At 61.3% G+C, this 23,847-nt stretch carries 19 protein-coding genes; 11 read left to right on the plus strand and 8 right to left on the minus strand.

Features of this window, described 5'->3' with window-relative positions:
* The first annotated feature begins 24 nt into the window (after positions 1-24).
* Positions 25-771, plus strand: coding sequence for a pyridoxine 5'-phosphate synthase (gene pdxJ, locus ASE98_RS20420; RefSeq protein ID WP_060543134.1), 747 nt, complete (start codon positions 25-27; stop codon positions 769-771).
* Between the two features lie 128 nt (positions 772-899).
* On the opposite strand, the gene mltF is transcribed toward pdxJ, so the two are convergent.
* Positions 900-2,360, minus strand: a complete 1,461-nt coding sequence (gene mltF, locus ASE98_RS20425; RefSeq protein WP_082457595.1) for a membrane-bound lytic murein transglycosylase MltF — start codon at positions 2,358-2,360, stop codon at positions 900-902.
* Between the two features lie 285 nt (positions 2,361-2,645).
* On the opposite strand from mltF, the gene purL reads away from it, so the two are divergent.
* Together purL and ASE98_RS20435 are read left to right on the plus strand one after the other, a co-directional pair.
* Positions 2,646-6,542, plus strand: coding sequence for a phosphoribosylformylglycinamidine synthase (gene purL, locus ASE98_RS20430; protein ID WP_060543135.1), 3,897 nt, complete (start codon positions 2,646-2,648; stop codon positions 6,540-6,542).
* Between the two features lie 5 nt (positions 6,543-6,547).
* Positions 6,548-6,859: a Nif3-like dinuclear metal center hexameric protein gene (locus tag ASE98_RS20435; RefSeq protein ID WP_060543193.1), complete on the plus strand. Its 312-nt coding sequence runs from the start codon at positions 6,548-6,550 to the stop codon at positions 6,857-6,859.
* A gap of 94 nt (positions 6,860-6,953) precedes the next feature.
* Here the strand turns inward: ASE98_RS20435 and nagE are convergent, their stop codons facing one another.
* The 7 genes from nagE to ASE98_RS20470 form a co-directional block, all read right to left on the minus strand.
* Positions 6,954-8,669, minus strand: a complete 1,716-nt coding sequence (gene nagE / locus ASE98_RS20440) for an N-acetylglucosamine-specific PTS transporter subunit IIBC (protein WP_060543136.1) — start codon at positions 8,667-8,669, stop codon at positions 6,954-6,956.
* Positions 8,670-8,701: 32 nt separating this feature from the next.
* Positions 8,702-11,218: a phosphoenolpyruvate--protein phosphotransferase gene (gene ptsP / locus ASE98_RS20445; RefSeq protein WP_060543137.1), complete on the minus strand. Its 2,517-nt coding sequence runs from the start codon at positions 11,216-11,218 to the stop codon at positions 8,702-8,704.
* 285 nt (positions 11,219-11,503) lie between these two features.
* The gene (locus ASE98_RS20450; RefSeq protein WP_060543138.1) at positions 11,504-12,514 is read right to left on the minus strand and encodes an SIS domain-containing protein; all 1,011 of its coding nucleotides are present in this window, start codon (positions 12,512-12,514) and stop codon (positions 11,504-11,506) included.
* A complete protein-coding gene (nagA, locus tag ASE98_RS20455) occupies positions 12,507-13,613 on the minus strand; it encodes an N-acetylglucosamine-6-phosphate deacetylase (protein ID WP_060543139.1) in 1,107 nt (368 codons plus the stop codon). Before nagA ends, ASE98_RS20450 begins: the two co-directional genes overlap by 8 nt.
* Before the next feature lie 14 nt (positions 13,614-13,627).
* A complete protein-coding gene (locus ASE98_RS20460; RefSeq protein WP_060543140.1) occupies positions 13,628-14,359 on the minus strand; it encodes a GntR family transcriptional regulator in 732 nt (243 codons plus the stop codon).
* A 295-nt stretch (positions 14,360-14,654) separates the two neighbouring features.
* On the minus strand, positions 14,655-15,158 hold the full coding sequence (locus ASE98_RS20465) for a L,D-transpeptidase family protein (RefSeq protein WP_060543141.1): 504 nt from the start codon (positions 15,156-15,158) through the stop codon (positions 14,655-14,657).
* Positions 15,159-15,207: 49 nt separating this feature from the next.
* Positions 15,208-15,759, minus strand: a complete 552-nt coding sequence (locus ASE98_RS20470) for an NUDIX hydrolase (RefSeq protein WP_060543142.1) — start codon at positions 15,757-15,759, stop codon at positions 15,208-15,210.
* A 147-nt stretch (positions 15,760-15,906) separates the two neighbouring features.
* On the opposite strand from ASE98_RS20470, the gene ASE98_RS20475 reads away from it, so the two are divergent.
* From ASE98_RS20475 to guaA, 8 genes are all read left to right on the plus strand, one after another.
* Positions 15,907-16,506 (plus strand): CoA pyrophosphatase, encoded by a 600-nt coding sequence (locus ASE98_RS20475; RefSeq protein ID WP_060543143.1) that lies wholly within the window; start codon positions 15,907-15,909, stop codon positions 16,504-16,506.
* A gap of 69 nt (positions 16,507-16,575) precedes the next feature.
* Complete coding sequence (locus ASE98_RS20480) at positions 16,576-17,100, plus strand: gamma carbonic anhydrase family protein (RefSeq protein WP_060543144.1); 525 nt, start codon at positions 16,576-16,578, stop codon at positions 17,098-17,100.
* The gene (locus ASE98_RS26165; protein ID WP_082457596.1) at positions 17,097-17,306 is read left to right on the plus strand and encodes a DUF1289 domain-containing protein; all 210 of its coding nucleotides are present in this window, start codon (positions 17,097-17,099) and stop codon (positions 17,304-17,306) included. The genes ASE98_RS20480 and ASE98_RS26165 overlap by 4 nt, the downstream gene beginning before the upstream one ends.
* Before the next feature lie 600 nt (positions 17,307-17,906).
* A complete protein-coding gene (locus tag ASE98_RS20485) occupies positions 17,907-18,374 on the plus strand; it encodes a VUT family protein (RefSeq protein ID WP_060543145.1) in 468 nt (155 codons plus the stop codon).
* Between the two features lie 99 nt (positions 18,375-18,473).
* A complete protein-coding gene (gene purT / locus ASE98_RS20490; RefSeq protein ID WP_060543146.1) occupies positions 18,474-19,655 on the plus strand; it encodes a formate-dependent phosphoribosylglycinamide formyltransferase in 1,182 nt (393 codons plus the stop codon).
* Between the two features lie 194 nt (positions 19,656-19,849).
* A complete protein-coding gene (locus ASE98_RS20495) occupies positions 19,850-20,398 on the plus strand; it encodes a hypothetical protein (RefSeq protein WP_060543147.1) in 549 nt (182 codons plus the stop codon).
* A 230-nt stretch (positions 20,399-20,628) separates the two neighbouring features.
* Positions 20,629-22,098 (plus strand): IMP dehydrogenase, encoded by a 1,470-nt coding sequence (guaB, locus tag ASE98_RS20500; RefSeq protein ID WP_060543148.1) that lies wholly within the window; start codon positions 20,629-20,631, stop codon positions 22,096-22,098.
* A 99-nt stretch (positions 22,099-22,197) separates the two neighbouring features.
* A complete protein-coding gene (gene guaA, locus ASE98_RS20505) occupies positions 22,198-23,775 on the plus strand; it encodes a glutamine-hydrolyzing GMP synthase (RefSeq protein WP_060543149.1) in 1,578 nt (525 codons plus the stop codon).
* The last annotated feature ends 72 nt before the right edge of the window (positions 23,776-23,847 follow it).

A 23,847-nucleotide genomic window follows, 5' to 3' on the forward strand; every position in this document is an offset into this window, starting at 1 on the left:
TTCTCTTCTTCTGGAGCGCTTTCCGTGACCACCAGCACCCGCATTCTTCTTGGCGTGAACATCGACCACGTTGCCACTTTGCGTCAGGCCCGAGGTACTCGTTACCCGGACCCGGTCAAGGCCGCGCTGGATGCAGAAGAGGCGGGCGCCGACGGCATCACCGTGCACCTGCGCGAAGACCGCAGGCACATTCAGGAGCGCGACGTGCTGCTGCTCAAGGACGTGCTGCAAACCCGCATGAACTTCGAAATGGGTGTCACTGAAGAGATGATGGCGTTCGCCGAGCATATCCGTCCGGCGCATGTCTGCCTGGTGCCGGAGACCCGTCAGGAGTTGACCACCGAGGGTGGTCTGGACGTGGCGGGGCAGGAGGCACGGATCAAGGCAGCGGTAGAACGCCTGGCGAAGATCGGCTGCGAAGTGTCGCTGTTCATCGACGCCGATGAGCGTCAGATCGAAGCGTCGCACCGCGTAGGCGCGCCGGCGATCGAACTGCACACCGGTCGCTACGCCGATGCGCAAACGCCGACCGAGGTGGCTGAAGAGCTCAAGCGCGTGGCTGATGGTGTGGCGTTTGGCCTGGCCCAGGGCCTGATCGTCAATGCCGGCCATGGCCTGCACTACCACAACGTCGAGGCGGTGGCAGCAATCAAGGGCATCAATGAGCTGAACATCGGCCATGCGCTGGTCGCCCATGCGCTGTTCGTGGGCTTCAAGTCGGCGGTGTCGGAGATGAAGGCGTTGATTCTGGCGGCGGCTGCCAAGGCTTAAAAACCAGCGCAAAAACCATGTGGGAGCGGGCTTGCTCGCGAAAGCGCAGTGTCAGCCAACAGAAATGTTGAATGTTGCACCGCATTCGCGAGCAAGCCCGCTCCCACATTTGATTTTGGTTGTCTGGACTAGAGCGGGGCAGGCTCTTGAGCCGGTTTGCTCTTGTCGATCCCCGGCACCAGCAGTTTGCCCTCGGCCACCTGATCGCCTTCCAGCTGTGGCTGCGTGACCCAGGTGAGGATGTCGTAGTAACGACGGATGTTCGCCACGAAATGCACCGGCTCGCCGCCGCGGGCATAGCCGTAACGGGTCTTGCTGTACCACTTCTTCTCGGACAGGCGCGGCAGGATCTTCTTCACGTCCAGCCATTTGTCCGGGTTCAGTCCTTCCTTGGCCGCCAGCTTGCGCGCGTCATCCAGGTGACCGCTGCCGACGTTGTACGCCGCCAGGGCAAACCAGGTGCGGTCCGGCTCCTGGATCGAATCGTCCAGCTGATCCTTCATATAGGCCAGGTACTTGGCGCCGCCCATGATGCTCTGCTTGGGGTCCAGGCGATTGGACACGCCCATGGCCTGCGCGGTGTTCTGGGTCAGCATCATCAGGCCGCGCACGCCGGTCTTGGAGGTCACTGTGGGTTGCCAAAGCGATTCCTGGTAACCGATGGCCGCCAGCAGGCGCCAGTCGACTTTCTCTTTCTTGGCGTAGGCCTTGAAGTGCTGCTCGTACTTGGGCAGGCGTTGCTGCAGGTGTTGGGCAAAGGTGGTGGCGCCCATGTAGCCAAGTACGTCGACATGCCCGTAGTAACGGTCCTTGAGGCGTTGCAGGGTGCCGTTCTTCTTGACCTTGTCGAGGTAGTCGTTGACCTCGTTGAGCAGGCTGTTGTCTTCACCGGGCGCTATCGCCCAGCTCTGGTCGCTGGCGTCACCGAGGTCGAAGGCGACGCGAATGTTGGTGAAGTACACCTGGTTCATCGCCACTTCGTTGGAATCGACCAGCGTGAGATCGATCTGACCTTCGTCGACCATACGAAGCAGGTCGACGACTTCGACTGCGTCGGATTCTTCGTATTCGATACCGGGATATTTCTGTTTCAGCTGCGCCAGTTGTTCGGCATGGGTGCTGCCCTTGAGCACCATGATTTTTTTGCCGACCAGATCCTTCGCATCGGTCGGGCGCGACTGGCCATTGCGATAAATGACCTGTGGGGTGACTTCCAGGTAGGAATGGGAAAACCGTACCTGTTTTTTCCGTTCCTCGCTGGTGACAAGGCCAGCGGCTGCCAGTACGGGGCCATTGGGCTGGCCTACCTGGTTGAACAGGTCGTCGAGGTTGTCGGCGGTCTCTATCTTGAGTTCGACCCCCAGATCGTCGGCGAAGCGCTTCACCAGCTCGTATTCGAAGCCGGTTTCACCGTTACGATCCTGGAAGTAAGTGGCGGGGCTGTTACGGGTAACCACCCGCAGCACACCATCCTCCTTTACACGCTCCAGTGTGTTGGGTTTATCAACACAACCCTGGAGCATCAGGAAGAGTCCGGTTGCGATCAGCCATTTGGCGTACCGCGGACGCAAAGCCGTTGGGGAAAACATCTGCGCAGTATACGCAAAGGACCACGGACGCCATATCTCGACAGTGAAGGGCCTATCTGCTAGCGATCGTAAAACAGGCCGAAACCCCGCAGGAATGGGCCTTTTATGCATTTTGATACAGTAAAAATAAGCTGTGGTGACACGCCCGGTTAACCTGACTCTCGGGGCAGAAACACAGATCGACACTCCAGTGCAACCGTGCGTAGCGTTTCGGGTGATGTCGCGGGCGGTTTAGGCTAGAATGCACGGCCTCAAAGCACACCCCTTCCCGAGGCTGTCCCGAAGATGTTGATCCTGCGCGGCGCTCCTGCCCTTTCTGCCTTTCGCCACAGCAAGCTCCTTGAGCAACTGAGCCAGAAGGTTCCGGCTGTCAGCGGCCTGTATGCTGAATTCGCTCACTTCGCCGAAGTTACCGGCGTCCTGACCGGCGACGAACAGCAGGTGCTTGCGCGCCTTCTGAAGTACGGTCCAAGCGTTCCGGTACAAGAGCCGACCGGTCGTCTGTTCCTGGTGTTGCCGCGTTTCGGCACCATCTCGCCGTGGTCGAGCAAGGCCAGCGACATCGCTCGCAACTGCGGCCTGGCGAAAATCCAGCGGCTTGAGCGCGGTATCGCGTTCTACGTGGCCGGCCAGTTCAGCGATGCTGACGCCCAACTGATTGCCGATGTACTGCACGACCGCATGACCCAGATCGTTCTGGGCAACCTCGAACAGGCTGCCGGCCTGTTCAGCCACGCCGAGCCAAAACCGCTGACCGCGATCGACGTGCTGGGTGGCGGCCGCGCCGCGCTGGAAAAAGCCAACACCGAGCTGGGCCTGGCCCTGGCTGAAGACGAGATCGATTACCTGGTCAACGCCTTCGTCGGCTTGAAGCGCAACCCGCACGACATCGAACTGATGATGTTCGCCCAGGCGAACTCCGAGCACTGCCGTCACAAGATCTTCAACGCCAGTTGGGACATCGACGGCGAGAGCCAGGAAAAAAGCCTGTTCGGCATGATCAAGAACACCTACGTGATGCACAGCGAAGGCGTTCTGTCGGCTTACAAGGACAACGCTTCGGTAATCGTCGGCTCCGTGGCCGGCCGTTTCTTCCCGGACCCTGAAACCCGCCAGTACGGCGCGGTGCAGGAGCCGGTGCACATCCTGATGAAAGTCGAGACTCACAACCACCCGACCGCGATTGCCCCGTTCCCGGGCGCATCCACCGGTTCCGGCGGCGAGATCCGCGACGAAGGCGCGACCGGCCGTGGTGCCAAGCCAAAGGCTGGCCTGACCGGTTTCACCGTGTCCAACCTGCAGATCCCTGGCTTCGAACAGCCGTGGGAAGTGCCGTACGGCAAGCCTGAGCGCATCGTTACCGCGCTGGACATCATGATCGAAGGCCCGCTGGGCGGCGCTGCGTTCAACAACGAATTCGGTCGTCCGGCCCTGACTGGCTACTTCCGTACCTTCGAACAATCGATCACCACCCCGCACGGTGATGAAGTCCGTGGTTACCACAAACCAATCATGCTGGCTGGCGGCATGGGCAACATCCGTGAAGAGCACGTCAAGAAAGGCGAGATCGTCGTTGGCTCCAAGCTGATCGTGCTCGGTGGCCCGGCGATGCTGATCGGTCTGGGTGGCGGTGCAGCTTCCTCCATGGCCACTGGCACCAGCTCGGCGGACCTGGACTTCGCTTCCGTACAACGCGAAAACCCGGAAATGGAGCGCCGTTGCCAGGAAGTCATCGACCGTTGCTGGCAGCTGGGCGACAAGAACCCGATCAGCTTCATCCACGACGTGGGTGCGGGCGGTCTGTCCAACGCCTTCCCGGAACTGGTCAACGACGGCGAGCGCGGTGGCCGTTTTGAACTGCGCAACATTCCAAACGACGAGCCGGGCATGGCCCCGCACGAAATCTGGTCCAACGAATCCCAGGAACGTTACGTTCTGGCGGTCGGCCCGGCTGACTTCGAGCGCTTCAAGGCGATCTGCGAACGTGAGCGTTGCCCGTTTGCCGTAGTCGGTGAAGCTACCGCAGAGCCGCAGCTGACCGTGACCGACAGCCACTTCGGCAACAGCCCGGTGGACATGCCGCTGGAAGTGTTGCTGGGCAAAGCCCCGCGCATGCACCGTTCGGTTGTTCGTGAAAACGAGCTGGGCGACGATTTCGATCCGTCGACCCTGAACATCGGTGAATGCGTCGAGCGCGTCCTGCATCACCCGGCCGTGGCCAGCAAAAGCTTCCTGATCACCATCGGCGACCGCACCATCACCGGCCTCGTGGCCCGTGACCAAATGGTCGGCCCGTGGCAGGTTCCGGTGGCCGACGTTGCCGTCACCGCCACCAGCTTTGACGTCTACACCGGTGAAGCCATGGCCATGGGCGAACGTACTCCGTTGGCTCTGCTGGACGCTCCGGCGTCGGGCCGCATGGCCATCGGCGAAACCCTGACCAACATCGCGGCGTCGCGCATCGGCAAGATCTCCGACATTAAACTGTCGGCGAACTGGATGTCGGCTGCCGGCCACCCGGGTGAAGATGCACGCCTGTACGACACCGTGAAAGCGGTCGGCATGGAGCTGTGCCCTGAGCTGGGCATCACCATTCCGGTGGGCAAGGACTCGATGTCCATGGCCACCCGCTGGAACGATGAAGGCGTCGACAAATCCGTCACTTCGCCAATGTCGTTGATCGTCACCGGTTTCGCGCCAGTGACTGACATCCGTCAGACCCTGACCCCGCAACTGCGCATGGACAAGGGCACCACCGACCTGATCCTGATCGACCTCGGTCGCGGCCAGAACCGCATGGGTGCCTCGATCCTCGCCCAGGTTCACGGCAAGCTCGGCAATCAGGCCCCGGACGTCGACGACGCCGAAGACCTGAAAGCCTTCTTCGCAGTGATCCAGGGCCTCAACGCTGACGGTCACCTGCTGGCTTACCACGACCGTTCCGACGGTGGTCTGCTGACCAGCGTGGTGGAAATGGCCTTCGCCGGTCACTGCGGCCTGAGCCTGAACCTCGACGGCCTGGCCGAAACCTCCGCCGATATCGCCGCCATCCTGTTCAACGAAGAACTGGGTGCCGTGATCCAGGTGCGCCAGGACTCCACTGCCGACATCCTCGCGCAGTTCAGCGCTGCCGGCCTGGGTGAGTGCGTGTCGGTGATCGGTCAGCCAATGAACAATGGCCAGATCAACATCACCTTCAACGGCGACACCGTGTTCGAAGGTCAGCGTCGTCTGCTGCAACGTCAGTGGGCCGAGACCAGCTACCAGATCCAGCGTCTGCGTGACAACGCCGACTGCGCCGAGCAAGAGTTCGACGTGCTGCTGGAAGAAGACAACCCGGGCCTGAGCGTCAAGCTCAGCTACGACGTCAACCAGGACATCGCCGCGCCTTACATCAAGAAAGGCATTCGCCCTCAGGTTGCCGTACTGCGTGAGCAGGGCGTCAACGGCCAGGTGGAAATGGCGGCGGCGTTCGACCGCGCCGGTTTCAACGCGATCGACGTGCACATGAGCGACATTCTGGCCGGTCGCGTCGACCTGAACGAGTTCAAGGGCATGGTCGCCTGCGGCGGTTTCTCCTACGGCGACGTACTGGGTGCCGGTGAAGGCTGGGCCAAGTCCGCGCTGTTCAACAGCCGTGCCCGCGATGCGTTCCAGGGCTTCTTCGAACGTAACGACAGCTTCACCCTCGGCGTGTGCAACGGTTGCCAGATGATGTCCAACCTCCACGAACTGATCCCGGGCAGCGAGTTCTGGCCGCACTTCGTGCGTAACCGCTCCGAGCAGTTCGAAGCGCGCGTGGCGATGGTACAGATCCAGGAGTCGAACTCGATCTTCCTGCAGGGCATGGCCGGTTCGCGTATGCCGATCGCTATCGCCCACGGTGAAGGTCATGCCGAGTTCTCCAGCGAAGAAGCCTTGCTGGAAGCCGATCTGTCCGGTTGCGTGGCGATGCGTTTCGTCGACAACCACGGCAAGGTCACCGAAAGCTACCCGGCCAACCCGAACGGCTCGCCGCGCGGGATCACTGGTTTGACCAGCCGCGACGGTCGCGTGACCATCATGATGCCGCACCCGGAGCGTGTGTTCCGTGCCGTGCAGAACTCGTGGCGTTCGGATGAGTGGAAAGAAGATGCTCCGCTGATGCGCATGTTCCGTAATGCTCGTGTGTGGGTGAACTAAGCACCGTGTACAAGCTCAGCTTTTTCGTTCCTGACAGTCATGTCGAGCGGGTTAAAAGCGCCGTATTCGCCGCCGGTGGCGGGCGGATCGGTGCTTATGACCACTGTTCATGGCAGGTGCTGGGCCAAGGCCAGTTTCGTCCAATGGATGGCAGCCAGCCGTTCATTGGCGAGGCAGGGCAGGTCGAACAGGTCGAGGAATGGAAGGTTGAGCTGGTGGTGGCGGATGAGTTGATTCGCCCGGTGGTGGAGGCTCTGAAGCAGAGTCACCCCTACGAGACACCGGCTTATGAGGTGTGGCGGTTGGAGGATTTCTGATTCCCTGGCTGCTGAAATGAAAAACCCGCTGAAAGTGATTTCAGCGGGTTTTTTCATGCCCAGGTTTTTTTGGGGCCCGCCAGGGAACCAGGATCTAAACCTTGGCGCTGACCTCACTGCGATTGATCAATGTTTCCAGCGTACCACTCAAAATCGGCGCCTTGTCGCCAATCAGCAGGTGCCAGATCCCTCCCTCCAGCTGAGTCACGCCATGGCAACCCAAGGCCTTCAACTCACTTTCGGACAAGGCTTTACCGTCAGCCAGTTGCAGACGAATGCGGGTCATTGCCACGCAATCCAGCTGCAACACATTGTCGCCACCGCCCAAGGCCTGCAGCCATTGTTGCGCTTCTGGAGTCGCGACGGCGACAGGTGTCGGTTCTTCGACCAGCGCCGCAGGCGTCGACACAATCGCCCGGTCCAACGCCGGCATCGCCAGGCGGATTTCATCGGCAATCGCATCGGCCATCGGCCCGACCACCACCTGCAAGCTTCCGCCCTTGCCCGGGCGCACCACGGCCATTGCGCCGAGTGCTTTCAATTCCGCGTCCGAGGCTTTGTTGCGATCCACCATGTCCAGACGCAAACGTGTGGTGCAAGCGCCGACGGTGATCAGGTTGGCAGCACCGCCCAATGCCTTGATGTAAGCACCGGCGCGCTCATTTTCGGTGACGGCTACCTGCTCGGTGGCAACGCTGCCTTCACGGCCCGGTGTCTTCAGGTCGAAGCGCCGGATGCAGAAATCGAACACCAGGTAATAGATCACCGCATACGCCAGGCCCACCGGGAACACCAGCCAGCCGTTGGTGGATCTACCCCAGCCAAGAATCATGTCGATAAAACCACCGGAGAAGGTGAACCCCAGGTGGATGTTCAGCGCATTGGTGACGGCCATCGACACGCCGGTCAGCAAAGCATGCAGCAGATACAGCAGTGGCGCGAGGAACATGAAGGCGAATTCGATGGGCTCGGTCACGCCGGTCAGGAAAGAAGTCAGCGCCATGGACAGGAAAATCCCGCCCATCACCTTGCGCCGTTCCGGCAAGGCATTGCGGTACATCGCCAGGCACGCGGCGGGCAGGCCGAAGATCATCATCGGGAACATGCCGGTCATGAACTGGCCGCCTTTCGGGTCGCCGGCAAAGTAGCGCGACAGATCGCCGGTCACCAGCGCGCCGGTGGTCGGGTCGGTGAAGTTGCCGAACACGAACCACGCCATGTTGTTGAGGATGTGGTGCAGGCCAGTGACGATCAACAGACGGTTGAACACGCCAAAGACGAACGCGCCGATACTGCCGCTCTCCATCATCAATGCGCCGAAAGCATTGATGCCGTGCTGGATCGGCGGCCAGATGTAACCGAAGACGACCCCCAGGCCCACCGCCGTGAAGCCGGTGACTATCGGTACAAAGCGGCGACCACCGAAGAACGCCAGATACTCCGGCAACTTTATGTCCTTGAAACGATTGTACAGCGCGCCGGCCATCAGGCCGCTGATGATCCCGGCGAGCATGCCCATGTTGATGCTCGAATCCAGCACCTTCAGGGTCGAGACCATCACCAGATAACCAATGGCCCCGGCCAGCCCGGCGGTACCGTTGTTGTCCTTGGCGAACCCGACGGCGATGCCGATGGCGAAGATCATTGCCAGGTTGGCGAAGATGACCTGGCCGGCGTCGTGGATGATCGCGATGTTCAGCAGATCGGTGTCGCCAAGGCGCAGCAGCAGGCCGGCAATCGGCAGGATGGCGATCGGCAGCATCAGCGCACGGCCGAGGCGCTGCAGGCCTTCGATGAAGTATTGGTACATGGCGGATCTCCCTGGATTCTTGTTGGCGTTGTTCAGCTCAGAGGCCAATGCTGGTGACAGGCGTGACGCACTGCAGCGGCGCTGCCGAGCTTGAGCAGACCCTGGCTGATGCGCCGGCATTCGCTGGCGTCGAGGTGCCGCACGCGATCCTTGATTTCACCGATTTGCACCGGGCTTACCGACAACTCGCTGACGCCCAGGCCGATCAGTACCGGCGTGGCCAGCGGGTCAGAAGCCAGCGCGCCGCAAACGCCAACCCAACGCTTGTGCACTGCGGCACCGGCGCAGGTCTGGGCGATCAGCCGCAGCAGCGCCGGGTGCAGCGCATCGACCCGCGAGGCGAGGCCGGCGTGGTCGCGGTCCATGGCCAGGGTGTATTGCGACAGGTCGTTGGTGCCGATGGACAGAAAGTCCGCGTGTTCGGCCAACTGCTCGGCAAGCAACGCGGCCGCCGGGACTTCGATCATCACGCCCAGCTCCGGGCGTTCACTCACGCCCAGCTCAGTGCACAAGGCCTCGAGGCGCTGGCGGATGTGCAGCAACTCGTCGACCTCCGTCACCATCGGCAACAGGATTCGGCAGCGAGACAGCGCACTGACGCGCAGCAGGGCGCGCAGTTGTTGATCCAGCAGTTCAGGTCGAACCTGAGCCAGACGAATGCCGCGCAGGCCCAGCACGGGATTGGCCTCGGCAGGCAGCGGCAGGTAATCGAGTTGCTTGTCGCCGCCGACGTCGATGGTGCGGATGATCACCGACTTGTCGCCCATAGCGTCGAGCACCGCTTGATAAGCACCACGTTGCTCTTCTTCGTCCGGCGCGGTGTTGCGGTCGACGAACAGGAATTCGGTGCGCAACAGGCCGACGCCATCGGCGCCATTGGCCAGGGCATCCGCTGCCTCGGCGCTGGACGCCACATTGGCAGCCACTTCGATCTGCACGCCGTCGAGGGTGAGTGCGTGGGTGTGTGCTTGAGATTGTTGCAGCGCGCGACGTTGCTGGCGGTCAAGTTGCGCTTGCTGCACGACGGCAATGCGCTCGTGGTCAGGGGCCAATTCGAGGCGACCGCCGTCGGCATCCAGCACCACGGCTTGGCCCTGTTGCTGATCAAGCAGCGTCGAGCCCAGCGCAACCAGGCACGGCAAACCTTTGCCACGAGCGAGAATCGCCACATGGGACGTCGCGCCACCTTCGGCCATGCACAGCCCGGCGACGCCTTGCTGGCTCAGTTGCAGCAGGTCGGACGGGGTCAGTTCCTGTGCGGCGACGATGGCGCCTGGCGGAACGTCGTAGTGCCAGGTTGCGCCGAGGAGGGCGCGCAACACCCGTTGCTTGAGGTCGCGCAGGTCGTTGGCGCGCTCGGCCAACAGCGCACTGCCGAGTTGCTGTAGCACCTCGCACTGCACGTCGATCGATTGGCTCCAGGCGTGAGTCGCGGCCATCCCCTGGTGGATGGAGGCGTTTGCGGCATCCAGCAACGCCGGGTCTTCGAGTAGCGCGAGGTGCGCAGCGAAGATGGCTTCTTCGTCGGTGTTCTTGTGTTTTTTCGCTTGGGCCAGGGTGGTGTCGATTTCACTGCGTACCACGCTCAGCGCGGTATCGAGGGCGTGCAGTTGTTGCTCTGGATCGTGGTTGCCGGCGTCTACCGGCAGGCTGATGGTGTTCAAGCGAAACAACTGACCGCCGACCAGGCCGGGCGCGGCGCAAACGCCGTGCAGCACGCCCGCTTCGGCGGCACGCGCACGCTGGGCAATCGGTGCCGGCGCGGCTGCGTGAGTGTCTTCGGCGAGCGCTGTGGATAAAGCTGAGAGTAACGCTTGCAGAGCGGCTTGGGCATCCGGGCCCTGGCAACTGACCTGAACTTCTTCCTGCTCGCCAATGGCCAGGCCCATCAACCCGATCAGGCTGTCGCAGGTTGCCGATTTGCCGGCGAAGTGCAGCTGCGATTTGCTCTTGAAGCCTTGGGCGGTCTGACGGATCAACGCGGCCGGCCGGGCATGCAAACCACCTCGATGGGCGATGCGGACATGTCCGTGGATCTCTTCGCCGCCCATGTCCACTTCGGCCTGGGCGCCAGATGTTTGTCGACGAATGATGTGCAGCAACGGCTCGCCGACCCTCACCGATTTCAGGGTGATTGGCCGTGCCTGGAATTGCTCGCTGTTGGTCAGGATCAGCAAGCTGACCAGGCTTTTGCACTGCTGCGCGACCTTGTCCAGGTCGTAGCGCAACAGCGGTTGGCCGTTGACCACGCGCGCGCCTTCCTTGACCAGCATCGAGAAGCCCTGGCCTTGCAGTTCGACCGTATCGAGACCCAGGTGCAACAACAGTTCCGCACCGTTGTCGGCACGCAACGTGACCGCGTGGCCGGTGCGCGCTACGTGCACCACCACGCCGGCGCAGGGGGCGTGAAGGGTGTCGTTCAACGGGTCGATGGCGATGCCGTCGCCCATGGCGCCGCTGGCGAACACCGGGTCCGGGACTTTGGAGAGCGTGAGCACCGGACCGCTGAGCGGGGCGCTTAAGGTCAGCTCTTTATTGTTGTTATGCATGGCTCGGTCTCATTAAAAAACAACAGTTCGGAACAACGCGCTTTTCTGTGGGGGCGAACCTGTTCGCGATGGATTCAAGAACGTCGCGGGGTGTCAGGTTTTCCGTGTAATCGTTAACGTCCATCGCGAGCATGCTCGCTCCTACAGGGGAATGCGGTTGACTGTAGGRGCGAACCTGTTCGCGATGGATTCAAGAACGTCGCGGGGTGTCAGGTTTTCCGTGTAATCGTTAACGTCCATCGCGAGCATGCTCGCTCCTGCAGGTCATTCAAATCGTCATTCGATTCAGTGGGTGCGCGTGACTTTGCTCAGGTGCCGCGGTTGATCCGGGTCCATGCCGCGAGCTACGGCCAGGCCGGCGGCCATCACGTAGAAACTCTGAATGGCCAGAATCGGGTCGAGGGCCGGGTGTTCGGCGCGGGTCAGGGTCAAGTCGCGCTCGAGCACATCGTCCGGTGCAGCCAGCAGGACTCGAGCGCCGCGCTGGCGCATGTCGGCGGCCAGGCTCAGCAGGCCGGCCTGTTCGGCACCCCGTGGGGCGAAGACCAGCAGCGGGTAGTTGTCACCGATCAAGGCCATTGGCCCGTGACGGACTTCGGCGCTGCTGAAGGCTTCGGCCTGGATCGCCGAGGTTTCCTTGAACTTGAGCGCCGCTTCCTGGGCGATGGCGAATCCGGCGCCACGGCCGATCACCATCAGCCGTTGGCAATCGCGCAAGGCCTCGATGGCCGGGCTCCAGTCCTGCTGCGCGGCATCGCGCAGGCCGGCAGGCAAGGCCAGTCCGGCTTCGAGCAATTCGGCGTCTTCTTTCCAGTGGCCGATCAAACGGGCGCTGGCGCTGAGGGTGGCGATGAAACTCTTGGTTGCAGCGACGCTGCTTTCGGTGCCGGCGCACAGCGGCAGGCTGAATTCGCAGGCGGCTTCCAGCGGCGAGTCTTCGGCATTGACCAGGGAAATGCTCAAGGCGCCACGCTTGCGCAGCAGACGCAAGCTGTTCACCAGGTCCGGGCTCTGTCCCGATTGCGAGAACGCGAACGCAACCTGACCGCTGACCTTCAAGGGTGCCTGCTGCATGGTGACCACCGACATCGGCAACGACGCCACCGGGATGCCCAGCAACTGCATGGTCAGATAGGCGAAATAGCTGGCGGCATGGTCCGAGCTGCCACGCGCCACGGTCATGGCGACTTGCGGAGGCTGTCGGCGCAGGCGCCCGGCGATCTCGATCATCTGCGGGTCGAGTTGTTGTAGCTGAGCCTGCACGGCCTGGAACGAGGACAGCGCCTCTTCAAGCATTTTTGAAGTCAATGTCTTCTCCTTCGACCATGACGGCGGTCAGTGTGAGTGAGCGATCGAGCCGCACGCAGTCGGCCCAGGCGCCTGGTTGCAGGCGTCCGCGATCGGTGATGCCGAGGTAGTCGGCGGGGAATTGCGACAGGCGTTGCGAAGCTTCGGCGATCGGCAGGCCGATCTTCACCAGATTGCGCAGGGCCTGATCCATGGTCAGGGTGCTGCCGGCCAGGGTGCCGTCGGGCAGGCGCACGCCGCCCAGACATTTGGTCACGGTGTGGCTGCCGAGCTTGTATTCACCGTCGGGCATGCCGGCGGCGGCGGTCGAGTCGGTGACGCAATACAGGCACGGGATCGAACGCAGGGCGACGCGGATGGCGCCGGGGTGCACGTGCAGCAAGTCGGGAATCAGCTCGGCGAATCGGGCATGGGCCAGGGCGGCGCCGACGATGCCCGGTTCGCGGTGGTGCAACGGGCTCATGGCGTTGTAGAGATGAGTAAAGCTGCTGGCACCGGCCTCCAGCGCGGCCACGCCTTCCTCGTAGCTGCCAAGGGTGTGGCCGATCTGCATACGCACGCCACGGCTGCTGAGGTTGCGAATCAAGGCATCGTGACCGGCGATTTCCGGGGCGATGGTGATCACCCGGATCGGCGCCAACGCCAGGTATTCTTCGACTTCGGCCAGCAGCGCGGTGTGGGCGAAATTCGGTTGGGCACCGAGTTTGCCCGGATTGATGTACGGGCCTTCCAAGTGGACGCCAAGCACCCGGGCGCAGCCTTTCGGCCGCTGTTCACAGAATTCGCCGACGGCCTTGAGCACGCCGCAAATCTCTTCGCTCGGCGCGGTCATGGTGGTGGCCAGCAGTGCCGTGGTGCCGAAGCGCACGTGGGTCCTGGTGATGGTTTCGAAGGCCGATGCACCTTCCATGATGTCTTTGCCGCCGCCACCGTGAACGTGCAGGTCGATGAAGCCCGGCAGCAGATAGGGCAGGTCGTTTTGCGCCGGATCGCAGGGCTCGCCTTCGATCGACACGACTTTGCCGTGTTCGTGGACCAGTCGGCCGCGAACCCAGCCGTGGGCGGTGAGGATGTTGTCTTCGGACATGATGGGCTCTCGGTTTAACGACGAAGCTCGGCAACGAAGTCGTAGTAGTCGTTGCGGCAATAAGTGTCAGTGACTTCGATCGGCGTGTTGTCTTCCAGATAGCCAACCCGGGTCATCAGCAGCATGGCGGTACCGGGGGCGATGCCGACCAGCGCGGCGAACTCGTCCGAGGCATTGATCGCCTGGATGTGCTGCAAGGCGCGAACCACGGGTTTGCCGATGCCGTCGAGGTATTCGTAGAGGGAGTCACCCACGGCTTGCGGTTTGGCAATGATCGAGGCGGGCAGGGTGCTCATCTCGATCGCCATCACCGTGTCATCGGCCTTGCGCAGGCGTTTGAGGCGCGCAACCTTGTCGTTGGGCGAAAGCCCCAGGCGGATCAGTTCTTCGTGGGTGGGCAGGGTGATTTGCCGCTCCAGCCATTGCGAGCCGGGTACGAAACCCTTGAGGCGGAGCATTTCGCTAAAGCCCGAAAGGCGTGACAGGGGTTGCTCCAGGCGCGGTGTGATGAAGGTGCCGGAACCCTGGTTGCGGCGGATCAGCCCCTGTTCGAACAGCACTTCCAGTGCCTTGCGGGCGGTAACGCGGGAAATGCCCAGCAACTCGCTGAGGTTGCGTTCCGAAGGCATGGCCTGTTCGGCTTTCCACTGGCCGGCATGGATCGCCGCTTCCAGATTGCGTGCCAGTTGCAGGTAAAGCGGCGTCGGTTGGGTGTCGTCGGGCTTTAGGGCCTGGAGGTCGTTCATGGCTGGTGTCCGCGGCGGATATTGGAGTGTTTTCGCCAGTGAGTGCAGCGAAAACTAATACCACTTGAATACCATGTCAACGCACCGGGCTAGCGGGTGGCGCAGTAAATCCGGCCTCATTTGGCTGCGTGGAAAGGTGTTGGTTTGAAGTGGTATTAGGGGAGGGGGTTTTTAAAGCAAATATCGCAGCCTTCGGCAGCTCCTACAGGGGGCAATGGTATTCACCCTGCAGGCGCTGCCGAAGGCTGCGATCTCTTGAATTATTTTTTTCGAGGGCGACCAACGGTCGTAAGCATTACGGTCGGATTTCGATCATCGTGCCGTCCGGCACCAGGTTCCAGACTTCGCGCATGTCCATGTTGCGCATGGCGATGCAGCCGTCGGTCCAGTCCAGGGTATGGAACAGGTCTTCAGGGGTGTCCTCGGTGTCCGGGGTACCGTGGATCATGATCATGCCGCCGGGCTCGACGCCTTCGCGGCGGGCGCGGGCAGAGTCGCTGATGTTCGGATAGGAGACGTGCATCGCCAGGTTGAAACGATCGCTGACCTTGCGCCAGTCAACCCAGTACAAACCTTCCGGCGTACGTTTGTCGCCCTCCATCAGCTTGGGGCCCTTGGGACGTTTGCCCAGGGAAATGCGATAGGTCTTGAGCGGCTTGCCGTCATTGATCAATTGCAATTGATGGGCGGACTTGAGAACCAGAATTTTCTCGATGACTTTGCCGTTGTAGGTTTCCGTGGCCGAAGCCTGGGTTACCGCAACGAACGACAAGCAGAGCAAGGCAAGCAACCAGCGCATTGAAACGATTCCCCAGAGGTGTCGCGACTATATATTTATAGGTGTTTTTTTAAGTGATGGCAGGCTGAGCGAGCGGCGGGATCGATTCGGACCGTACGGGATAGACCTCGGTCCGCCGGTCAGCGAAGAAGCATTCTAAGGTACGACCCACCGTGCGGAAAGCCAGGTCGGACCAAGGGATGTCGGCTTCTTCGAAAAGCTGCACTTCCAGGCTCTCGGGGCCGGCCGCAAAGTCCAGGTCCGCCAGTTCAGCCCGGAAGAACACATGCATCTGGCTGATGTGCGGTACGTCGATCAGGGTATAGATGCTCAGGTTGCGCACCCGGGCGCAGGCTTCCTCGGCGGTTTCGCGAATTGCCGCCTGTTCGATGGTCTCGCCGTTTTCCATGAAACCGGCGGGCAGGGTCCAGTAACCCCGCCGTGGCTCGATGGCGCGGCGGCACAGCAATACCTTCGAACCCCAGGTCGCCACGCAGCCGGCAACGATATTGGGGTTCTGGTAATGAATCACATGACAGCTGTCGCAGACGAACCGCAGGCGTGAATCGCCTTCGGGAATGCGCTGGGTCACCGGATTACCGCACTGGCTGCAAAATTTCATGCTTGGTTTCCTGAATGCTGCGCCTATCTTGGCGTGCACCGGTGTCTGTCGGCAAGTTGTCGTTTCGCGACATGCGCCTGTTCGGGGGCTTGGGCGAGCGCAATGATTGGTGCATGATGCAGGGTAAGGCACTGATCGAGAACACTCATGCTGGACGAGCTACTGCATCGGGTAAGCAACCACACTCCGCACACGCTGGAGACCGACCTGCGTTTTCCCGAGGCCGCGGTGCTGGTGCCCATCACCCGCAGTGACAAGCCCGAACTGGTGCTGACCCTGCGTGCCAGTGGGCTCTCGACCCATGGCGGCGAAGTCGCCTTCCCCGGCGGGCGTCGTGACCCTGAAGACCCCGACCTGGTCTTCACCGCCCTGCGCGAAGCCGAGGAAGAAATCGGCCTGCCTCCGGGCCTGGTGGAAGTGATCGGCCCGCTCAGCCCGTTGATTTCCCTGCATGGCATCATGGTCACGCCCTATGTGGGCGTGATTCCGGACTTCGTCGAGTACCGGGCCAACGATGCCGAGATCGCCGCGGTGTTCAGCGTACCGCTGGAGTTCTTTTGCAATGACCCGCGTGAACATACCCACCGCATCGATTACCAGGGCCGCAGCTGGTATGTGCCCAGCTATCGCTTCGGCGAGTACAAGATCTGGGGGCTGACGGCGATCATGATCGTCGAGTTGATCAACCTGCTGTATGACGCGAAAATCAGCCTGCACCAGCCTCCCAAAAGCTTTATCCATACTTGAGCCATCGTTCGAATGGCCTGAACCTGATCGCTACCAATAAAAGCCGGCCTGAGCCCTGAGGACAACGAGATGAAATACCGCCTGGGCGACGCCCGCGTCGAAACCCACCCACAGAGCTGGGTCGCGCCCAATGCCGTGCTGGTGGGCAAGGTCAAACTGGAAGAGGGCGCCAACGTCTGGTTCAACGCCGTGCTGCGGGGCGACAACGAGTTGATCCTGATCGGCAAGAACAGCAACGTCCAGGACGGTACGGTGATGCACACCGACATGGGCTTCCCGCTGACCATCGGCACCGGCGTGACCATTGGCCACAATGCCATGCTTCACGGCTGCACCGTCGGCGACTACAGCCTGATCGGCATTAATGCGGTGATCCTCAACGGCGCGAAAATCGGCAAGAATTGCATCATCGGCGCCAACTCGCTGATCGGCGAGGGCAAGGAGATCCCCGACGGTTCGCTGGTCATGGGCTCGCCTGGCAAGGTGGTGCGCGAATTGACCGACGGGCAGAAGAAGATGCTTGAGGCCAGTGCTGCGCACTATGTGCATAACTCCCAGCGTTATGCCCGGGATCTGGTTGAGCAGGAAGAATGAGCGCGACCGAACGACCGGTGCCATCGCCCTGTGTGAATATTTGTGCGTTGGATGACGATGATATTTGTACCGGTTGCCAGCGTACGGTTGAGGAAATCACCCGCTGGAGTCGAATGAATAATGACGAGCGGCGGGCGGTATTGGGGTTGTGTCATGAGCGGGCGAAGGCGAGTGGGCTGGTCTGGATGTTGCCTTCGAAGTCCTGACTCAACTGCAAAAGCCCCTCACCCTAACCCTCTCCCGGGGGGAGAGGGAACTGATCGAGTTGGATGCTGGGGTTACGCCGACCTGAGATATTGAGTCGAACTCAGGTTTGAGAAGCACAAAAAGCCCCTCACCCTAACCCTCTCCCGGGGGGAGAGGGAACTGATCGAGTTGGATGCTGGGGTTACGCCGACCTGAGATATTGAGTCGATCTCAGGTTTGAGAAGCACAAAAAGCCCCTCACCCTAACCCTCTCCCGGGGGGAGAGGGAACTGATCGAGTTGGATGCTGGGGTTACGCCGACCTAAGATATTGAGTCGAACTCAGGTTTGAGAAGCACAAAGAGCCCCTCGCCCTAACCCTCTCCCGGGGGGAGAGGGAACTGATCAAGTTGGATGCTGGGGTTACGCCGACCTGAGATATCAAGCCAAACTCAGGTTGGAACAGCACGAAGATCGGCTCCCTTTCCCCCTCTCCCCCTTGGGAGAGAGGGCTGGGGTGAGGGGGTGGCTCTTGATCTTTGCAATGCATCGCACCACACCGGGTATTGGTCCACCCCCACCCCCTGAAGTACCCTGTGCGCCAAATTGACAGGTACCCCCATGCTCTTCCTGATCGCTTACATCGGCAGCGTCGTGCTGATCAACTATGCCTTTTCCACAGCCCCGCACCTGGACATCATCTGGTCGGCCTGGGGCGGCCTGGTATTCATCTTGCGCGACATGGTGCAAACCCGCTTCGGCCATGGCGCCCTGGTGGCGATGCTGGCGGCGCTGGTGCTGTCCTATATCACCTCCGATCCTTCTATCGCCCTGGCCAGCGCCACGGCGTTCGCGGTGTCCGAGTGCATCGACTGGCTGGTATTCAGCATCACCAAACGGCCGCTGCACGACCGCCTGTGGATAAGTTCGGCCCTGAGCATCCCCATCGACACCTTCATTTTCTTCGGCATGATCGACGCGCTGACCCCCGGAGTGATCCTCACTGCCCTGGGGTCGAAGTTCGCCGGGGTCACGGCCGTATGGCTGATCATGGCCTGGCGCCTGCGCAAACAGGCCATCGTCAGCTGAAGCCAAACCCCGCGGTTCATGTAAAATGCCGCGCTTTCTCCCATGGGAAGTGTGCCAGGCGCCGCGTCCCTCGATGATCCGCTTCTTGAGGACCTTCAGATGACCCGTATCGGAACTCCATTGTCGCCCACCGCGACCCGCGTATTGATGTGTGGCTGTGGCGAGTTGGGCAAGGAAGTGGTGATCGAGCTGCAACGCCTGGGCGTTGAAGTGATTGCCGTGGACCGTTACGCCAACGCGCCGGCCATGCAGGTCGCCCATCGCAGCCATGTGATCAACATGCTCGACGGCGCCGCCCTGCGTGCGGTCATCGAAGCCGAGAAGCCGCACTTCATCGTGCCGGAAATCGAAGCCATCGCCACCGCGACCCTGGTGGAGCTGGAGTCCGAAGGCTTCACCGTGATTCCGACCGCGCGTGCTGCGCAGTTGACCATGAACCGTGAAGGCATCCGTCGCCTGGCCGCCGAAGAGCTGGACCTGCCAACCTCGCCGTACCATTTTGCCGACACCTTCGAGGACTACAGCAAGGCCGTCGAAGACCTCGGTTTCCCGTGTGTGGTCAAACCGGTCATGAGCTCATCGGGCAAAGGCCAGAGCCTGTTGCGCAGCATTGATGACGTCAAGCAGGCCTGGGATTACGCGCAGGAAGGCGGTCGCGCCGGCAAAGGCCGGGTGATCGTTGAAGGTTTCATTGATTTCGACTACGAAATCACCCTGCTGACCGTGCGTCACGTCGGCGGCACCACATTCTGCGCGCCGGTCGGCCATCGTCAGGAGAAGGGCGATTACCAGGAGTCCTGGCAGCCGCAGGCCATGAGCCCGATTGCCCTGGCCGAATCCGAGCGCGTGGCCAAAGCGGTCACCGAGGCCCTGGGTGGTCGCGGTCTGTTTGGCGTCGAGCTGTTCATCAAAGGCGATCAGGTGTGGTTCAGCGAGGTTTCGCCACGTCCACATGACACTGGCCTGGTCACCCTGATCTCCCAGGACTTGTCGCAGTTCGCCCTGCACGCACGGGCGATTCTGGGCTTGCCGATTCCCTTGATCCGTCAGTTCGCGCCATCGGCTTCGGCAGTGATCCTGGTGGAAGGGCAGTCGACCCAGACCGCATTCGCCAACCTGGGCGCCGCGTTGAGCGAGCCGGATACCGCGCTGCGACTGTTCGGCAAGCCTGAGGTCAATGGTCAGCGCCGCATGGGCGTTGCCCTGGCCCGCGACGAGTCGATCGAAGCCGCGCGCGCCAAGGCGACCCGTGCTGCGCAGGCGGTGGTTGTAGAGTTGTAAAAACCACTCTGGCGGGCCTATAACTTCTATGGGGCCGCCACAATTTACTGTAGGAGCGAGCCGGCTCGCGATGGACTCAAAAGCACCGCGGGGAACCAGCCCCCCGCGTTATCGTTAACGACCATCACGAGCCTGCTCGCTCCTACAGGGGTTGTTGATCGACTACCCTTTATGAAAGCCCCAGGCCTGTACCCATGAATTCCCAAAGCATCATCGTCCCTAAAATCTCCACCCTGCCGGTGCACGAACCCCGGGCTCGGGCTGTCGTGCGCTGGCTGGTGCGCAAGAACATCATCGAGGAAGAACTGAGCACCTGTGGCCGCACCGGCAATCGCATGGCCCACGCCATCGGCGACGGTGCCCGCGCGGTGGTCCTGCGCCCGGAGGCGTTGCCGTTCGGCGAGCCGGTCAACGGCCTGGAGATCGTCACCAAGCGCTGCATTTATACGCCGGCCAAAGGTTTTCTTGAGGAGGCGGGCTGCGCCGAGTGCCGCAAGGAAATCGGCGAGGCACTGTTCGAAAGCCTGGAAGACTGGATGCCGGGCCGCACGGACAACTTCACCTGCCCCGAATGCGGGCATGAAGATGACATCAACGGCTTTCTGTTTTTGCAGGAATGCGGGTTCTCCAACCTCGGGTTCATTTTCAATAACTGGGCCGAGGCCGGGTTCAAACAGAGCTTTATCGACGAGTTTGCCGATTGGCTCGATCAGCCCGTCAGTTGGGTCAAAGTCGAACTCTGATGATCTTGTGGGAGCGAGACTGCTCGCGATGGACGTGAACGATAACGCGTGTTGTCTGGAAACAAACGCCGCCTTCACGTTCATCGCGAGCAGGCTCGCTCCTGCATGTTATTTGGCGTCAGATACCCCGTCGATCACTGCATCGATAATAGATAGAGTTTTACATTGAACCCGAGAGGGTGTCTGACTATAATGGCGCGCTTCCATTTTCCCGCTCGGGAGCCCCCGCGATGCTGCGTATCAGCCAAGAAGCTCTGACATTCGACGACATTCTCCTAGTGCCCGGTTATTCCGAGGTGCTTCCTAACGAAGTCAGTCTCAAGACCCGCCTTACCCGTGGCATCGAGCTGAATATCCCCCTGGTTTCCGCTGCCATGGACACCGTCACTGAAGCCCGTCTGGCAATTGCCATGGCTCAGGAAGGTGGTATCGGCATCATCCACAAGAACATGACCATCGAGCAGCAAGCTGCCGAAGTTCGCAAGGTCAAGCGTTACGAAGCCGGTGTGGTCAAGGACCCGATCACCATCGAGGCCGATGCCACGGTGCGTGAACTGTTCGAACTGACCCGCATGCACAACATCTCCGGCGTTCCGGTACTGCACAATGGCGACCTGGTCGGCATCGTGACCTCCCGTGACGTGCGATTCGAGAACCGTCTGGAAGCCACTGTCCGTGAAGTGATGACGCCTAAAGAGCGTCTGGTCACGGTCAAGGAAGGCGCTGACAAGAACGACGTTCGTGAGCTGTTGCACAAGAACCGCATCGAGCGCGTGCTGATCGTCGACGACAAATTCGCCCTCAAAGGCATGATGACCGTCAACGACATCGAAAAAGCCAAGGCTTACCCGCTGGCCAGCAAGGACGATCAAGGTCGTCTGCGCGTTGGCGCTGCCGTCGGCACCGGTAAAGACACCGGCGACCGCGTTGCCGCCCTGGTCGCTGCCGGCGTTGACGTGGTGGTGGTCGACACCGCTCACGGTCACTCCAAAGGCGTGATCGACCGCGTTCGCTGGGTCAAACAGAATTTCCCTGAAGTGCAGGTGATCGGCGGCAACATCGCCACCGGCGCTGCCGCAAAGGCCCTGGCCGAAGCTGGCGCCGACGCAGTCAAGGTCGGTATCGGCCCTGGCTCGATCTGCACCACCCGTATCGTCGCCGGTGTCGGCGTGCCGCAAATCAGTGCCATCGCCAACGTTGCCGCTGCCCTTGAAGGCACCGGCGTACCGTTGATCGCCGACGGCGGCATCCGTTTCTCCGGTGACCTGTCCAAGGCCATCGTCGCCGGTGCCTCCTGCGTGATGATGGGCTCGATGTTCGCCGGTACTGAAGAAGCACCGGGCGAGATCGAACTGTTCCAGGGTCGTTCGTACAAGGCTTATCGCGGCATGGGTTCGCTGGGCGCCATGTCCCAGGCTCAAGGCTCCTCCGACCGTTACTTCCAGGACTCCTCGGCCGGTGCCGAGAAGCTGGTTCCGGAAGGCATCGAAGGGCGTGTTCCGTACAAGGGCACCCTGAGCGCCATCATTCACCAGCTGATGGGCGGCCTGCGTTCCTCGATGGGTTACACCGGCAGTGCCGACATCGAAGAAATGCGCACCAAGCCTGAGTTCGTGCGGATCACCGGCGCTGGCATGGCCGAGTCCCACGTTCACGACGTGCAGATCACCAAAGAAGCGCCAAACTACCGCGTAGGTTGAGCCTTCAAGCAACAAGCTAAGCAACCGGGGCTGTTTTATTCAGCCCCGAGTTGTTTCTGAATCACGACTGTTTCTGAATGACTTAGACGAGACTGAATCATGGCCCTCGATATTCACGCTCACCGCATCCTGATCCTCGACTTCGGTTCCCAGTACACCCAACTGATCGCCCGCCGCGTGCGCGAAATCGGCGTGTACTGCGAACTGCACCCGTTCGACATGGACGAAGATGCGATCCGCGAATTCGCGCCTAAAGGCGTCATCCTCGCCGGCGGCCCAGAGTCGGTCCACGAAGCCGACAGCCCTCGCTGCCCGCAGGCCGTGTTTGACCTGGGCGTACCGGTCTTCGGTATCTGCTACGGCATGCAGACCATGGCCGAGCAACTGGGCGGCAAGGTTGAAGGTTCCGAGCTGCGTGAGTTCGGTTATGCCCGCGTAGACGTAGTCGGCAAGAGCCGTCTGCTCGACGGCATCGAAGACCACATCGACGCCGATGGCCTGTTCGGCCTCGACGTATGGATGAGCCACGGTGACAAGGTCACCAAGATGCCGGAAGACTTCCACATCCTGGCCAGCACCCCGAGCTGCCCGATTGCCGGCATGTTCAGCGACGAGCGTCGCTACTACGGCGTGCAGTTCCACCCGGAAGTGACCCACACCAAGCAGGGCGGTCGCATCCTGTCGCGCTTCATCCTCGACATCTGCGAGTGTGAAGCCCTGTGGACTCCGTCGAAGATCGCTGAAGACGCCATCGCCCAGGTTCGCGCCCAGGTCGGCACCGACAACGTCCTGCTCGGCCTGTCCGGCGGTGTGGACTCGTCCGTGGTTGCCGCGCTGCTGCACAAAGCCATTGGCGACCAGCTGACTTGCGTATTCGTCGACAACGGCCTGCTGCGCCTGCACGAAGGCGAGCAGGTTATGGCCATGTTCGCCGAGAACATGGGCGTCAAGGTCATCCGCGCCAACGCTGAGGACCAGTTCCTCGACAACCTGGCCGGCGAAGCCGACCCGGAGAAGAAGCGCAAGATCATCGGCCGCACCTTCATCGACGTATTCGATGCCCAGTCCAACAAACTGGACAACATCAAGTACCTGGCGCAAGGCACCATCTACCCGGACGTGATCGAGTCGGCTGGCGCGAAAAGCGGCAAGGCTCACGTGATCAAGTCGCACCACAACGTGGGCGGCCTGCCGGAAGAAATGAACCTCAAGCTGGTTGAACCCCTGCGCGAGCTGTTCAAGGACGAAGTCCGTCGTCTGGGCCTGGAACTGGGTCTGCCGTATGACATGGTCTACCGTCACCCGTTCCCGGGCCCGGGCCTGGGTGTGCGCATCCTCGGTGAAGTGAAGAAGGAATACGCCGACCTGCTGCGTCGCGCCGACCACATCTTCATCGAAGAACTGCGCAAGGCCGACTGGTACCACAAGGTCAGCCAGGCATTCGTGGTGTTCCAGCCGGTGAAATCGGTGGGCGTGGTTGGTGATGGCCGTCGTTACGCCTGGGTCGTGGCCCTGCGTGCCGTGGAAACCATCGACTTCATGACCGCGCGTTGGGCACACCTGCCTTACGAACTGCTGGAAACCGTCAGCGGCCGAATCATCAATGAAATCGAAGGCATCTCCCGCGTGACTTATGACGTGTCGAGCAAGCCGCCGGCGACCATTGAGTGGGAGTGATCCTGCACCCATTCGGGTGACTTGAGCGCTGACACAAACAAGCCGTGTGAAATCTGATTTCACACGGCTTTT

This window comes from Pseudomonas sp. Leaf48 (assembly GCF_001421885.1).
Taxonomy (GTDB): domain Bacteria; phylum Pseudomonadota; class Gammaproteobacteria; order Pseudomonadales; family Pseudomonadaceae; genus Aquipseudomonas.